Here is a 14,224-nt window from a genome sequence, read left to right as displayed (position 1 = left end):
GAAAGGTTGCCTGTTACCCGGCAATGCAGACATACAATTTTACCGTAACGCGGACAGGATTTATCTGCAGAAAAACAGAGGGATTGATATCAGGAGAGGATACTCCCTGTTTGATAGCTAAAAAACACTGTAAACTAATACAATACGCAATAAAAGCAAACACCATCACTTCCAGGTCTCTCACTATTCAGGTCTGAGGTTTCACGATTCACGCCTCATCCACCCGTTCTTCCATCCCTCACCCTGGTTTTTTTGCCTGCATTTTTTTTCTCGAATTCGAGCACTTCCCTGGGTTTGGGTTTTTCGGGAACGGCGGCGGCTTTTGTGCGGGCCGTATCGGTTCCCACCTTGGTCATACCCTGCGTTACACTGGGCGCCTCATCTGTCTGCAACTGATCGAGTATATATTTTTCAGTTTGCATCAACGCACCGGTATTGGGATTGAAATAGCGCCAGACCCCGTGTTTTAAAGACCTGCCTTCGTTTTTGACGATCACTTTTTCGTATTTATTCGGGTCTTTGGGATCAACCACATCGATGGTATCAAATACCTTGTCGGGGTTTACCGCTCGCCAGTTCTCTTCGCGTTCGATACCGGCGATGGTGAAGTATAGACATTTGCCGTTTCTGTTACCCCATTTATAGGTTTCAACGGCAAGCGGATCGCCCATGGTGTTGAAACGTTTCCAGACGCCTTCCTTGCGGTTATTGATGAAGATGCCTTCTTCTTCGTAACCGGGTTCTCCGCGCAACGGCGGTACCCGAACAATCCACCGTCCCTGTTTCATTCCTTTTGTATCCACGCAATCGAGCGTATCGCGTTTCTCGCCCAGCCGGTAGGTTTTGCACTGCCCCGCGGCAGACAATACAGAAATCAGGATAAGGGAAAGTAAAAGGGTTCGCATGATGTTGTCAAAGTTACAGGTATTTGGTGCGGGAGTGGTAAAATTAACAATAGCATAAGCGGCCGTTTCAGTCGGCGTTTTCACCGGTAGCGATCCGTTTTTGAATGATCCAGAGATCCTGTCCGCCTGTTTTTTCGGGGTGGGTTTTGCCGTTATGGTATTCCAGCACCGTAACATATTCTTCCAGCAGTTTGCGGAAGAACGCGGGATGGTGATAGGTGGCAAAAATACGTTTGCCCGGTTGTCCATATGCCTGCACCGCAACACCCTGCCGCTCCCAGGCAAGACGCCGGGCGCGGGTCAACTTGTTCAGGTAACAGTCACCGTGTGTGGTTACTACGGCAACGCCGCCGGGTTGTAACAGGCGATGCAGCTCCTGTATCCACGCACCGGTAACGGAAGGATCGATATGCGTGAATACCGAAAGCCCCAGTATACCATCGAACTGCCCGGTGCGAAACGGTGTGGGCGGTTGCTGCGCGGTTAACACAAACCCTATGCCCGCACAGTGCTGCCGGTTCCACCCGATCATATCCGCGTTGGTATCGGCGCCGTATACCGCAGCCTGTGGAAAAACAAGCGGCAGGTGCCTGGTTACCCTGCCTGCGCCGCAACCCCAGTCGAGTACCTGCACGGGCGGTTCCCGGAGATAAACAGTCATCCATGCCGCGGTTTCCTGCGCCGTTAGTTTGCCGTCTTCATAAAACCGGCGGTAATTGAGCCCGTAGGTTTCAAACAGGAATCTGTCGGGCGGCAGGGCAATACCCGGATTGGTTTCCAGGAAAGCCCGGTTCGTTTTCCGGTATCTTATCCGCGCCAGCAAAAACGAGCCGTGGGCCAGCCAGGCAAAGACCCCAAGCCGGTGGGCGATATGTTTGATAAGCGGTTTCAGGATATCAGGTTTGACTGCGTTTTCTTTTCCACCAGAGGGCAGCGCCCGTGATGCTTAAAATGCCGCTGCTGATGCCCAGCAAAACATACAGCCACTTCATCGGCCAGCCTCCGTACCTGCCAAAATGTACCTGAGAGTTAACGATATCGTAACGGTCGTCGGCATCGATCTCGTTAACAAATGCGGTTTTCGCAATGCGGCCGGTGCTGTCTAAAAAGACCGCATCCGCAAATTTCCTGGAGTGAATAAAGGAATTGCGCGCCCTGCTGCCGTATATGGCCGTATTCGATTTTTTTGACTTTGCGAAATAGATCACGTAAGGCGTAAAATCGCGGTACTGCTGTTTTACCCGGCCAAGCGCGCTGTCGAGCGAAAAGAACAGGGCGCCCGATGTTTTTACACGGGCCTGGTAGGCGGGAAAACTTTGGTAAAAAGATTTTTTAAAAACATAGCGCTGCATCCAGAAACCCGATATACCCATCACCAGGTTAAAAAGCAGGGCGTATACACCGATAAGCTGGTGCAGTTTTTTTCGTTTGAATACCTGTTTGCGAAAACCCAGTACGGCCGGCAGCTGCTTACGGTACAGTGCCATGCCGGTAATAAGACCGGTGCAGAAAACAAGCGCAAAAAATCCCAGCAGCCATTCGCCGGTTTTTTTGAGGTGAAAAGAGTTGTGAAAGCTGCCCAGCCAGCTCATGAAATTGCCGCTGATGTCCCTGCTGCCACCGCGAATGCGCAACTGTTGGCCTGTTTGCGGGTGCAGGAAAACCTGCAGCGATCTTTCGCCCGAAAAATAAGCGGAATCATTGACCGTAAAAATAAACGGCTCCTGGCTGCCCGCTGCCAGCGAAACGCTGTTTACCTGCGCCCGGGGATATTGCTGCCGCAGGGATGTATAGGCCTGATCGATGGTATACAGGGTCTTACCGGGTATTTCGGTTACCGTCGGGTATTGCCAGCTGTCGATCTCATCGCGGAACACGAGCAGCGATCCCGATACCGACATCAGCAGGATGAACAATCCCGACAGCAGTCCTGTCAGGGAATGTAAACGAAAAAGCACCGATCTCCTCATAACGGGTAGTTGGGCCCGCAAAATACAGGTACCGGCTGGTATACCCGGCAGACTGCGGTTTTTTTTACCCAAAAAAAGAATGGCAGGCAATCATTCCGCGGCCTGGCATTGTTGTTTTGGAAGCCAGTCAAAAGCAATTGTATGAAATACGATATCACCGGACATAACAGCATCAATATTGATGCGCCAGTAGAAAGGGTATGGGCGGCGCTGACCGACCCTGCGCTCATCAAAAAATATTTTCACGATACCGATGCGGAATCAGACTGGAAACCGGGAAGCCCGATACGCTGGACAGGCCAATGGCAGGGGCGGCCTTATGAAGACAAGGGCCGGGTATATGAATCGCAGCCCAACCGCTTGCTCAAACACGATTACTGGAGCTCGAGATGGGAAAAGGAGCAGCCCGATAAGCCGGAGAATTATGTGATGATCACCTATGAATTGCAGCCCGAGGGCGACAGAACGGTGTTGCTGGTTACGCAGGAAAACATACCAACCGAGGAGATGCGCGTGCATGCGGAGCAGGGATGGGATTTGATTTTGGGCGGCATGAAGAAAATGCTGGAAGAAATGCACGAACATGCGCCGGCCTGATCAGGAAACCGATAATGCAGTGCTGATCTTTTTGGCGGCCCGTGTACCCAGCCGGATCATTTTTGTGCGGGTGGCGGCGTTTACCCTGAAAGAGGGGATATAGATGCTCAGACTGGCCACCACTTTCCCGCTCCGGTAAACCGGCGCGGCGATGCCTACGATCTGCACACTGTCTTCGATAAGCGCGTAACCGTCGTTGCGGATCTTTTGTATCTGCTGCAGAAAACGCTGTTTGGTATGTGCGTGCGGCCATAGCGAAGCCGAAGGCAGACCGTATTCATGCACATATCTTTCCAGCTGATCGTCGGGCAGCATGGCGATGAGTAGCCTGCCCGTGGAGGAATCGTAGGCTTTTTTTTCGTCTGGCGTATTGGCCTGCACCAGCTGCGCGCTGTTTTTGCGGTGGATCACCAGGCGGTTCTCGTTTTTCAGGATCGCGAGCAATACATTTTCGTGCAGTTCCGCCACTGTTTTTGCCATTACCTCGTCTGCGGCGTCTATCAGCAACTGCTGGTAACCGCTGTTCTCCGTGAGGGAGAATACCTGCCTGCCCAGCTGGTAGCCTTTCTGTGAATCCAGTTTGTCAAGGTAACCGCGGAGGGTAAGTGTTTTCACAATATTGGCGCAGGTGCCGGGTTTCAGCTGCAGCTGCCTGGCTATCTCGCTCAGCAGTTTGGGCGTATTGTTGTTACTGCCCACAAATTCCAGTATATCGAGTGCCCTGTGGATAACCTGTATCATCGGTAAAAAATGATACCGAAAATACGCAAAAGCGGTTATATTTACTCCATATTAAAGAATTTAATTCCATAATATGGAATATAACGATTGCTGCTTATGAAACCAACTGCCCCGCGTTCCTACCTGCTGCCGTTTGCACTGGTTACCAGTTTGTTTTTCTTCTGGGGTTTTGTGCACAACCTGGACCCGATACTGATTCCGCACCTGAAAAAATCTTTCAGCCTGTCTACCCTGCAGTCTTCACTGGTAGACTCGGCCGTATTCATCGGTTATTTCGTAATGGCCCTGCCTGCCGGCATGATCATGAAACGCTTCGGTTACAAAACCGGCATTCTTACCGGTCTGTCTTTGTTTGCCATCGGTTCCTTCCTGTTTATACCGGCAGCCAATACGCAGCTGTATGGGTTTTTCCTGGCGGCGCTGTTTATCATCGCCTGCGGTCTGGCCATTCTCGAAACGGTTGCCAATCCCTATGCGGCATTGCTTGGCGATCCGGCCAGGTCTACCCAGCGTCTGAATTTTGCGCAGTCATTCAACGGTCTTGCCGCCACGCTGGCGCCAATCATCGGCGCCCGCATCATTCTTACCAAAGGTTTTTCGGATGAAGAGCTGTCCGCGATGACCGAAGTGGCGCGTAAAGCGGCACTGGCATCGGAAGCATCCAGTGTAAAGCTTCCTTATTTGGTGCTGGGTTCCGCCATCGTCCTGATCGCCGTACTTTTTGCGGTCATCAGGCTGCCGGAAATACACAAAGAAGAGGGAGAAACGGATGCGCGAAGCATCAGGCATGCATGGGCTTTCAGACACCTGCGCTGGGCGGTGGCGGCGCAATTCTTTTATGTGGGGGCACAGGTGTGCGTGTTCAGCTTTTTTATCCTGTATGCGGTGGACGCTGCGGGTATCGATAAAGTAAAAGCCGCCGATTACCTGGGATGGGGATGCGGCATGGCATTCATGATCGGCCGGTTTGCGGGTACTTTCCTGATGCGTTTTTTCAAACCGCAGCGGATGCTCGCAGTGTATTCGGCCATCAATATCCTTTTATGTGCGGTGGCGCTGCTGGCGCATGGTATGATCACCATCTATGCGGTGATCGGTATCACGTTCTTTATGTCGATCATGTTCCCCACCATTTTCTCGCTGGGTATCGAAGGCCTGGGCGCTGATGCCAAATACGGCAGCAGCCTGATCATTATGTCTATCGTGGGCGGCGCCATACTGCCGCCTGTGATGGCGCAGATCAGCGATATGAGCGGCAGCCTGCAAACAGGGTATATCGTTCCCATGTGCTGTTTTCTGGTTACCATGGTATTCGGATTTTCCGGATACAGAATCGTTCAACCCAAAGCGTATGCGTAGGTATTGTTTTGCACTGGACCTGGTTAATGATGCAGCACTTATGGCCGAATACAGACGCTGGCACGAACAGGTATGGCCCGGTATCCTCGAAAGCATTCATGCTTCGGGTATCGAACACATGCAGATATACCAGGCAGGCAACCGCCTGTTTATGATCATGGAGGTGAACGATGCTTTCAGCTTTGAAAAAAAAGCGCTGGCAGATGCCGCCAGCCAGGAAGTGCAGGAATGGGAAAAACTGATGTGGCGTTTTCAGCAGGCCCTGCCGTTTGCCCAACCCGGCGAAAAATGGGTGCTGATGGAAAAAATATTCGAAACAAACCGTCCCGCACAGGGCGGGCAATAACCGATAACTATGTTCTCATTACAAAATAAAACAGCCGTGATCACTGGAGGCGGCAGCGGTATCGGTAAAGCCATTGCGGTATTGTTTGCCCGCCGGGGCGCAGCGGTTCATATACTCGATCTCGATGAAAAAGCTGCCGGCGTAACCGCAGATACACTGCGGGCAGAAGGGCATACCGCCACGGCACATCACTGCGATATCAGCGACCAGCTGCGCGTAAAAACCGTATTCGATCTGATCGGCGGTTTTGACATACTGGTGAACAGCGCCGGTGTGGCGCATATCGGCAAAGCAGGCACTACATCGGAGCAGGATTTTGACCGGATCTATACCATCAACGTAAAAGGAACCTATAACGCCCTGCACGCGGGTATTCCCGTACTGCAGCACCGCGGCGGCGGTGCAATACTCAATATTGCCTCCATAGCGGCGCTGGTGGGCATACCGGATAGATTTGCCTACAGTATGAGCAAGGGTGCGGTATTGTCCATGACCATGAGCGTGGCGAAAGACTACCTGCAGGATCATATCCGCTGCAATTCCATCTCGCCGGCGCGGGTGCATACTCCTTTTGTAGACGGGTTTCTGGCAAAGAATTATCCCGGCCGGGAAGCGGAGATGTTTGAAAAACTGTCGCAATCGCAACCCATCGGCCGTATGGCTTCCACCGAGGAAGTGGCGGGTCTGGCCCTGTACCTTTGCAGCGCGGAAGCCGGCTTTATCACCGGAAACGATTACCCGATAGACGGTGGATTTATTAAACTTAATAACTGATCGATATGAAACTGGTACGTTTTGGAGAACCCGGAAAAGAAAAAACAGGTGTGCTGATCGATGAACAGGTGCGCGACACCTCGGGTTTTGGTGAAGACTACAACGAATCTTTTTTTGCCGGTGATGGCCTGGAACGCCTCGCTGCATTTATAAACAGCAACAGGGAAGCATTACCCCTGGCAGACCCGGGCATACGTTTGGGTTCGCCGATCGCCAGGCCTTCCAAGATCGTTTGCATAGGACTGAACTATGTACAGCATGCAAAAGAGACCAATGCGCCCGTTCCGAAAGAGCCGATCATTTTCCTGAAATCCACAACGGCGCTCTCGGGTCCCAACGACCCCGTGATGATACCGCGCGACTCGGTGAAAACCGACTGGGAAGTGGAGTTGTGCATCGTTATCGGCAAAAAAGCGAGCTATGTGAGCGAGGCCGATGCCATGGACCATGTGGCGGGCTACTGCCTGCACAACGATATCAGCGAACGCGAATTTCAGCTGGAGCGAGGCGGTACCTGGGACAAGGGCAAGGGCTGCGATACATTTGCGCCGCTGGGCCCCTGGCTGGTGACCAAAGACGAGATCGCCAACGTACACAACCTGCGGCTATGGCTGAAACTGAACGGGAAAACGGTGCAGGACGGCAATACAAACGATTTTGTATTCAATGTTCCGCAGATGGTCGCGTATATCAGTAAGTTCATGACCTTGCTGCCCGGCGATGTTATCTCCACAGGAACGCCCAGCGGCGTAGGCCTCGGCTTTAACCCGCCGGTGTACCTGAAACCGGGTGATGAAATGGAACTGGGTATCGACGGTCTTGGCAGCTCCAAACAAAAAGTGATCGCCTACCATGCGCATTGATGCACACCAGCACTTCTGGCAATACCATGCCGGTATGGAATGGATCAGCGATGAAATGTCGGTGATCAGACGTGATTTTACCCCGGCGGATCTCCTGCCCCTGTTGCAGCAAAGCGGTATAGACGGATGCGTTGCCGTGCAGGCCAACCAGTCGGAAGCAGAAACGGACTATCTCCTGGATTTTGCAAACCGGTACGATTTTATCAGGGGTGTAGTGGGCTGGGTTAACCTGCGTGCAGCAAACATAGAAGAAAAGCTGGCCGGTTACCGGCAACACCCGCATATAAAAGGGTTTCGCCACATATTGCAGGGAGAGGCGCCGGAGTTTATGCTGGAGAGATCGTTTGTACACGGTATCGGCTGTTTGCATAAATATGCATTCACCTACGATATACTGGTATACCCCAGGCATCTTACCGCGGTGAAGGAACTGGTTGCCGCATTTCCGCAGCAGGCTTTTGTGATCGATCACCTGGCCAAACCGGAAATCCGCTCGGGAAAAACAGACGAATGGGCAAAACAGCTGCGCGCCATTGCGGCTTATCCGAATGTTCACTGCAAGGTATCCGGTATGGTAACTGAGGCAGACTGGCATAACTGGCGGCAGGCCGACCTGGTTCCCTACCTGGATGTGGTAACAGAAGCATTTGGAACAGACAGGCTGATATACGGTTCAGACTGGCCCGTTTGTCTTGTGGCCGCCAGCTATGGCCAATCGGTTGATATTATCCGTAACTATTACAGCGCAGCCGAACAGGAAAAGATACTGGGGGCGAACGCCGTTCAATTTTATCATTTATAAAACAGCTATATGGATTTACAGCTTTCGGGTAAAGTGATTATCGTAACCGGCGGTGCCAAGGGCATCGGCGAGGGCATCAGCCAGGTACTGGCGGCCGAGGGCGCAACGGTGGTTATCGTTGGAAGGAACGAAGCCGATAACCTGCATACCGTATCGCAGATAACCGGCGCCGGCGGTAAGGCATTCCAGGTGGCGGCCGAACTTTCTGTTCCCGAACAGTGCGGGAACGCCGTGCGGCAAACGGTACAGGCATTTGGCAGGATAGACGGACTGGTGAACAATGCAGGAGTGAATGATGGGGTGGGCCTGGAGCTGGGTAATTACAACCGTTTCATGGAAAGCCTGCATAAGAATCTGGTGCACTATTACCTGATGGCGCATTATGCGCTGCCGTATTTAAAGGAAACGAAGGGAGCCATTGTCAATATCAGCTCGAAGACGGCGGAAACAGGACAGGGTAACACCTCTGCCTATGCCGCAGCCAACGGCGGCCGGAATGCGCTGACCAGGGAATGGGCCGTGGAATTACTGCCTTATCATATCCGTGTAAATGCGGTGATCGTTGCCGAATGTTATACGCCTTTATACGAAAACTGGATACGCAGTTTCCCCGATCCGGAGGGTAAGCTGAACAGTATTACCGCGAAGATCCCTTATGAGAAAAGGTTTACCACCAAAGAGGAGATTGCCCATATGGTGGCTTTCCTGTTATCGGAGCGTTCTTCGCATACAACCGGCCAGCTGATCCATGTTGATGGCGGGTATGTGCACCTCGACAGGGCTTTGTAATGCCCGGGCCTTTTCATCAACCAGGTTTTCCGCTACCTTGCAGACATAATACGATCTTATGAAAAAAAGCATATCTGTCCTTTTCGCAGTCTGTATAACGGTAACCGCGGCCATCGCCCAGGATGCCGGCGCATGGGTGGCAAAAAAAGAGTGGGCGAACGGACTGGCGCTGATGCCGCACCGGGCCACCAACCTGGAGGTGTTCCGGCAACAATACCAGCGCAACAAAGCCTGCTGGGATGCGGCATTTGCCTTTATGAAAAACCACGACATGGTAAACCTGGCAAAAGGAAAATACCCGATAGACAGCAATAACGTATATGCATCGGTAACTGAGGATCCTTCCAAAGACCTGGATAAAACCAGCTGGGAATCACACCGTAAATACATCGACCTGCAGTACATCATTTCAGGAGAGGAGATCATTGGTGTTTGCCCGGTGAGTAAAGCCGTTGTCACCAAAGAATACGATGAGAAAAAAGACGTGGCCAATTATACGGCAGAAGGCAGTATGGAGCATTCCGTACCCGGTACCTTCTTTCTTTTCTTCCCTTCCGACGCGCACCGGCCCAATATCACCCCGGGCGGCAACAAGCCGGTTAAGAAACTGGTGATCAAAATACGGTACGCCGACTAACCCCATCAAAACGATTAACACCCGTCACCGCCGGCCCCTGCTTCCCGAAATCGACTTTTTCCTGCAAACGATAGTCCGTATCTTAGGGTATGCGCCCGGGGGGTTTGTGTTTACTACTATTGCTTGCCGTTCTCGTATGTGGGATATCAGCCTGTAAGGATCGCGCCGGAAAAAATGTATCCGGCAACAGGATCACCACGTTGCTGGGAGAGCGGTCGTTTCAGCCAAAAGACAGTATGCTGGCTGAACGGGTAATCGATTCCGTATACCGGTCGCTCCCGGGAAGAACACCGGGCGATGAGCGGGAGCGGTTTTACCTGCTGGCCAACTATGCACAAACCAATACCGGCAATTCTACCAGGGCGCTGCGCTACTCCGATTCGCTGCTGCCGCTGGCGGAAAACGCAGGTCTTGAAAGCGAGGAGTACCTCGAAGCCATCCTTCAGCGGGGCGATATTTTCACCGGTCTCCGCAGATACGACGAAGCTTTTACCCTTTTCTTCCGGGCCAAACAGCTGGTGCTGAAAAAAAACAATCCCTGCCTGTTGCCCACCTATACAGCCAGGCTGGCTTCCGTATGCTTCCGGCTGCGCCGTTTTAAGGAAGCCGCGGATTTTTATAAGGTTATCGTTACAGAGTACCACAACTGCCAGGACAGTTCTTTCTGGCGGTTTGCCGCCATACAGGCCAATTATGATAATATCGGTATCATGTACAGCCGGATCAACTGGCTCGACAGCGCCGAGACCTATTACCGTAAGGCGCTGGTGTTTATCGACAGTAACGAGAACAGGTTTCCGGGACGCAGGGCGTTTATGGAGATAGCCAAGGCCGTTGTTTACGGTAACCAGGGCGATGTGGCGGCAAGACTGGGACGCACCGAAGAAGCAAAGGCGCTTTTCAGAAAAAGCATTGCCTACAACAGCCGCCCGGGATACATACTGGAAGATGCAGGGTATACGATGGTGAAACTGGCCGGTCTGTACCTGGCGGAAGGGAAAACAGACAGTGTGGCACCGATGATGGCGAAAATAGACGAGATCCGCAAGGCGTTTCCCAGGTCGGAACTCAAGGGCCGTTACCTGGATCTGCGCACACAGTATGCCGCAGCACGGAAAGATTCGGGCCAGGCATACCGGTACCTGTTAGAATACAACCGATACAACGATTCGATACTGATGCCCGCCATATCCAACCCGCTGATTTCGGTGGGCAATGCACTGGAACAGGTGGGCCGCCAGTACCAGCTCGAAAACGATAACCGGCGTAAGAACGACTACCTGGTACTGGGCGCCTTCGGGTTGGCCATGCTGCTGGTGATCATCGGGTTGCTATGGTTTTATTACCTGCGCAGCCGCAGAAGCATCGGCACGCTGAATGAACTTAACAAGAATATTTCCGATAAGAACGCCGCATTGCTGGAAACACTGGAGAAACTGGAGCAGATGCGGCGCGACAAACGGCAACTGATGCATATCGTGGCACATGACCTGCGCAGTCCTGTGGGATCCATTACCACACTTGCCAAAATGCTCAGGCAGGACCAGGTAGAACCGGAGATGCGGCACGAAGTGCTGGACATGATCATCAAGGCGGGCACCAGTTCTCAATCCCTGATCAACGAACTGCTCGAAGGCCGCGCCAGGGAAACGGCAGGCAAACAGGAAACCGTTGACATTGCAGAAGTGCTGCAGGATGCGGTGGGCGTACTCCGTTACCGCGCTGCGGAAAAACAGCAGTCGCTGACGCTGCATTCATTGCCGGTGCAGCTGATATCGGACCGCGAAAAACTGCAGCGCATCTTTCACAACCTGCTCGACAATGCCATTAAATTCAGTCCGCATGGGGCAGAGATCAAAATCGAAATGGAGGAACAGGATGACAGGCTGCGGATATGTATCATCGACCACGGTATCGGCATACCCGAAGACAAACGCAATGCACTGCTGGATGAGGCTTCTTCCTTCAAAAGGATGGGCACTTACGGTGAACCTTCTTACGGGCTGGGTCTTTCGATCGTATCCCAACTGGTGCGCGAAACCGGCGGACACATCACGTATACCAGTGCGGAGAATGAAGGAACCACTTTTTGCCTCGAGTATCCCTTAACAGGCGAATGAATATGCGTGCAGTGCAAAAGGTTGATGGGTTGCCTTGCTGACCGGCGATTCGCTGTCTGCGCTTCATCCGGTCAACAGGTCAACTGATCAGCCTTCCATATATCATTACAGTAATTTATACGCAACGATCATCTTGGCATTGAAAGTGGGAACATATACGATCTTTTTAGCGGCATCGTACCCGATATCGGCGGTGTTCTTTTTTTCTAGATGCGTGTCGAGCAACAGCTCTTTTTGTCCGTCGGGACGCGCATAATAGATATAACCTCCCCAAATCGTCAGGATAAAATCACCATTGCCCACGGGTTCGATACCATCGCCGCCGGCATCCAGCTCCAGAATGGGGGTGATGAGTTTATTGACATCGGCTTTTTCAAATTTTTTGCCATTGAAGATATAGAGATCGCTGCCGATCGCCTTTAAACCGTTTACACCCGGTTTGTTGTCGAGATAAACAGAAGGCATATCGTTCTCGATACGGTGGATATTCCCCTTTCTTGAATCGGAAACATATACCACACCGTTGCCGTCTACAGTAATATCGTTCAGTCCGGTGGCACCCGGAATGGCGATCTTTTTTTCCACCACGCCTTTGGCGATGTCTATCACCACCACTTCAGAGATATCGGCTACATACAGGCGGTTACCGTGTTTGCCCAGACCTTTCGGGGCGTTAAGTCCGGTGATCCAGCTGCCATTGTACTGTTTGCCATCGGTACTGAGTTTGCCGATACCGCCTTTGCCGTCTGCTTCCCAGGGGCTGCCGTCGATCAGCGATACGTACAGGATATGGTTGGCAGGATCGGGCAGCACCGATTCCGGTATGGCAACGATCGTGTCCGTTTGCCAGAGTTTTTCAAGTTTGTGCTGTGCCGGCAGGCAGACAGGCAGGACAAAACAGATGCTGAGAAAACAAACGAACCGTTTCATATGAATGGATTTTGTTGGTGATTGGACAGGGAAAATACAAAATAGCCGGGTTGCGGCATAGTAAAAAGCGAAATCATTTTCGTAGAAATCCTGTTCGACCGATTCCCGGTGTTTGGCTTTGCCTTTATCTTAGCAGCCAATTTTGACTATGACAAACAATACTTTTTTCTCGCTGGTGCAGACCATGCGCTGGTATGGTCCGAACGACCCGGTTAGCCTGGCCGATATCCGGCAGGCAGGTTGTACAGGCGTTGTAACGGCCCTGCATCATATACCCAACGGCACGGTATGGACCGTTGAAGAGATCAGGAAAAGAAAACAGGAGGTGGAAGCCGGCGGGCTCAGCTGGGATGTGGTGGAGAGTATACCCGTGCATGAGCATATCAAAACCCAGCGCGGCGAGTACCTGCAGTACATCGCCAACTACCAGCAGTCTATTCGCAACCTGGCGGCATGCGGGGTAAAAACGGTTACCTACAATTTTATGCCGGTGCTCGACTGGACAAGAACGGATCTGAGTTATACCGTGGATGACGGTTCCAAAGCGCTTCGCTTCGACAAGATCGAGTTCATTGCATTTGATGTGCTGATGCTGCAGCGCGCGGGGGCCGAAGCGGCGTATACGCCGGAACAGCTTAAGAAAGCAAAGGAAAAATTTGCCTCCATGAGCGATCAGCAGAAAACACTGTTGCAGAGAAATATCATTGCCGGTCTGCCGGGCAGTGAAGAAAGTTTTACACTCGGGCAGTTTGCTGCGGCGCTCGGCGCCTATGAAGGCATCGACGCGGAAAAACTGAGAAGCAACCTGGTCTTTTTCCTGCAGCAGATCATCCCCGTTGCAGAATCGGAAGGGGTAAAGATGGCGATCCATCCCGACGATCCGCCTTATCCTATCCTGGGATTGCCGCGTGTGGTGAGCACGGAGGCGGATGTGAATGCGCTGTTTGCGGCGGTTCCCTCTGCGTCGAACGGACTTTGCTTCTGCACCGGTTCCTTCGGCGTTCGTGCCGATAACGATCTTCCGGGAATGGCGAAGCGGTTGAGCGAACGCATCCATTTTCTTCACCTGCGCAGCACGCAGCGCGATGCGGAAGGCAATTTTTACGAGGCCAATCACCTCGAAGGAGATGTTGACATGTACGCGGTAATGAAGGAAGTGGTAAAGGGTATGCAGCAACGGGAAACTGCCATACCGATGCGTCCCGATCATGGGCACCAGATGCTGGATGACCTTAACAAGAAAACAAACCCCGGCTACTCCGCCATAGGGAGGCTAAGAGGACTGGCCGAGCTGCGCGGACTGGAATGGGGGATTGCGAGAAAAATGCAGGAATAGAAGACAGATGGGAGATTGCTGATGGACGATTGCCGATTGATTGTTGGGTGAGGGA

15 protein-coding genes are annotated in these 14,224 nt (G+C 52.3%); 10 read left to right on the top strand and 5 right to left on the bottom strand.

Annotation, left to right across the window (positions count from 1 at the left end; genetic code table 11):
• Window positions 1-215 precede the first annotated feature (215 nt).
• The 3 genes from GWC94_RS09705 to GWC94_RS09695 form a co-directional block, all read right to left on the bottom strand.
• A complete protein-coding gene (locus GWC94_RS09705; RefSeq protein WP_161834835.1) occupies window positions 216-905 on the bottom strand; it encodes a toxin-antitoxin system YwqK family antitoxin in 690 nt (229 codons plus the stop codon).
• 67 nt (window positions 906-972) lie between these two features.
• Window positions 973-1,728, bottom strand: coding sequence for a class I SAM-dependent methyltransferase (locus GWC94_RS09700; RefSeq protein WP_161834834.1), 756 nt, complete (start codon window positions 1,726-1,728; stop codon window positions 973-975).
• A gap of 73 nt (window positions 1,729-1,801) precedes the next feature.
• Entirely contained in the window at window positions 1,802-2,875 is a 1,074-nt protein-coding gene (locus GWC94_RS09695) for a PepSY-associated TM helix domain-containing protein (RefSeq protein ID WP_161834833.1), read from the bottom strand.
• A 141-nt stretch (window positions 2,876-3,016) separates the two neighbouring features.
• Between GWC94_RS09695 and GWC94_RS09690 the strand changes: the two genes are divergently transcribed.
• Window positions 3,017-3,472 (top strand): SRPBCC family protein, encoded by a 456-nt coding sequence (locus tag GWC94_RS09690; protein WP_161834832.1) that lies wholly within the window; start codon window positions 3,017-3,019, stop codon window positions 3,470-3,472.
• Here GWC94_RS09690 and GWC94_RS09685 read toward each other — a convergent pair whose 3' ends face one another.
• The gene (locus tag GWC94_RS09685; protein WP_161834831.1) at window positions 3,473-4,213 is read right to left on the bottom strand and encodes an IclR family transcriptional regulator; all 741 of its coding nucleotides are present in this window, start codon (window positions 4,211-4,213) and stop codon (window positions 3,473-3,475) included.
• A 96-nt stretch (window positions 4,214-4,309) separates the two neighbouring features.
• Here GWC94_RS09685 and fucP point away from each other — a divergent pair, with 96 nt between their 5' ends.
• The 8 genes from fucP (at window position 4,310) to GWC94_RS09645 (ending at window position 11,903) form a co-directional block, all read left to right on the top strand.
• Complete coding sequence (gene fucP, locus GWC94_RS09680; protein WP_161834830.1) at window positions 4,310-5,572, top strand: L-fucose:H+ symporter permease; 1,263 nt, start codon at window positions 4,310-4,312, stop codon at window positions 5,570-5,572.
• Window positions 5,565-5,918: an L-rhamnose mutarotase gene (locus tag GWC94_RS09675; RefSeq protein WP_161834829.1), complete on the top strand. Its 354-nt coding sequence runs from the start codon at window positions 5,565-5,567 to the stop codon at window positions 5,916-5,918. Before fucP ends, GWC94_RS09675 begins: the two co-directional genes overlap by 8 nt.
• Before the next feature lie 9 nt (window positions 5,919-5,927).
• The gene (locus GWC94_RS09670; RefSeq protein WP_161834828.1) at window positions 5,928-6,692 is read left to right on the top strand and encodes an SDR family NAD(P)-dependent oxidoreductase; all 765 of its coding nucleotides are present in this window, start codon (window positions 5,928-5,930) and stop codon (window positions 6,690-6,692) included.
• Between the two features lie 5 nt (window positions 6,693-6,697).
• Window positions 6,698-7,555, top strand: a complete 858-nt coding sequence (locus tag GWC94_RS09665) for a fumarylacetoacetate hydrolase family protein (RefSeq protein ID WP_161834827.1) — start codon at window positions 6,698-6,700, stop codon at window positions 7,553-7,555.
• The gene (locus GWC94_RS09660; RefSeq protein WP_161834826.1) at window positions 7,545-8,357 is read left to right on the top strand and encodes an amidohydrolase family protein; all 813 of its coding nucleotides are present in this window, start codon (window positions 7,545-7,547) and stop codon (window positions 8,355-8,357) included. Before GWC94_RS09665 ends, GWC94_RS09660 begins: the two co-directional genes overlap by 11 nt.
• A 9-nt stretch (window positions 8,358-8,366) precedes the next feature.
• Window positions 8,367-9,146, top strand: a complete 780-nt coding sequence (locus GWC94_RS09655; protein WP_161834825.1) for an L-fucose dehydrogenase — start codon at window positions 8,367-8,369, stop codon at window positions 9,144-9,146.
• Between the two features lie 58 nt (window positions 9,147-9,204).
• Entirely contained in the window at window positions 9,205-9,783 is a 579-nt protein-coding gene (locus GWC94_RS09650; protein ID WP_161834824.1) for a YhcH/YjgK/YiaL family protein, read from the top strand.
• A gap of 104 nt (window positions 9,784-9,887) precedes the next feature.
• On the top strand, window positions 9,888-11,903 hold the full coding sequence (locus GWC94_RS09645; RefSeq protein ID WP_161834823.1) for a sensor histidine kinase: 2,016 nt from the start codon (window positions 9,888-9,890) through the stop codon (window positions 11,901-11,903).
• A gap of 105 nt (window positions 11,904-12,008) precedes the next feature.
• On the opposite strand, the gene GWC94_RS09640 is transcribed toward GWC94_RS09645, so the two are convergent.
• Window positions 12,009-12,833: an SMP-30/gluconolactonase/LRE family protein gene (locus GWC94_RS09640; protein ID WP_161834822.1), complete on the bottom strand. Its 825-nt coding sequence runs from the start codon at window positions 12,831-12,833 to the stop codon at window positions 12,009-12,011.
• Window positions 12,834-12,981: 148 nt separating this feature from the next.
• Here GWC94_RS09640 and uxuA point away from each other — a divergent pair, with 148 nt between their 5' ends.
• Window positions 12,982-14,169, top strand: coding sequence for a mannonate dehydratase (uxuA, locus tag GWC94_RS09635; protein WP_202628700.1), 1,188 nt, complete (start codon window positions 12,982-12,984; stop codon window positions 14,167-14,169).
• Window positions 14,170-14,224 lie beyond the last annotated feature (55 nt).

Source organism: Sediminibacterium soli, from assembly GCF_009939225.1.
GTDB classification, from domain to species: domain Bacteria; phylum Bacteroidota; class Bacteroidia; order Chitinophagales; family Chitinophagaceae; genus Sediminibacterium; species Sediminibacterium soli.
This window is presented reverse-complemented; position numbering and strand designations above follow the sequence as displayed.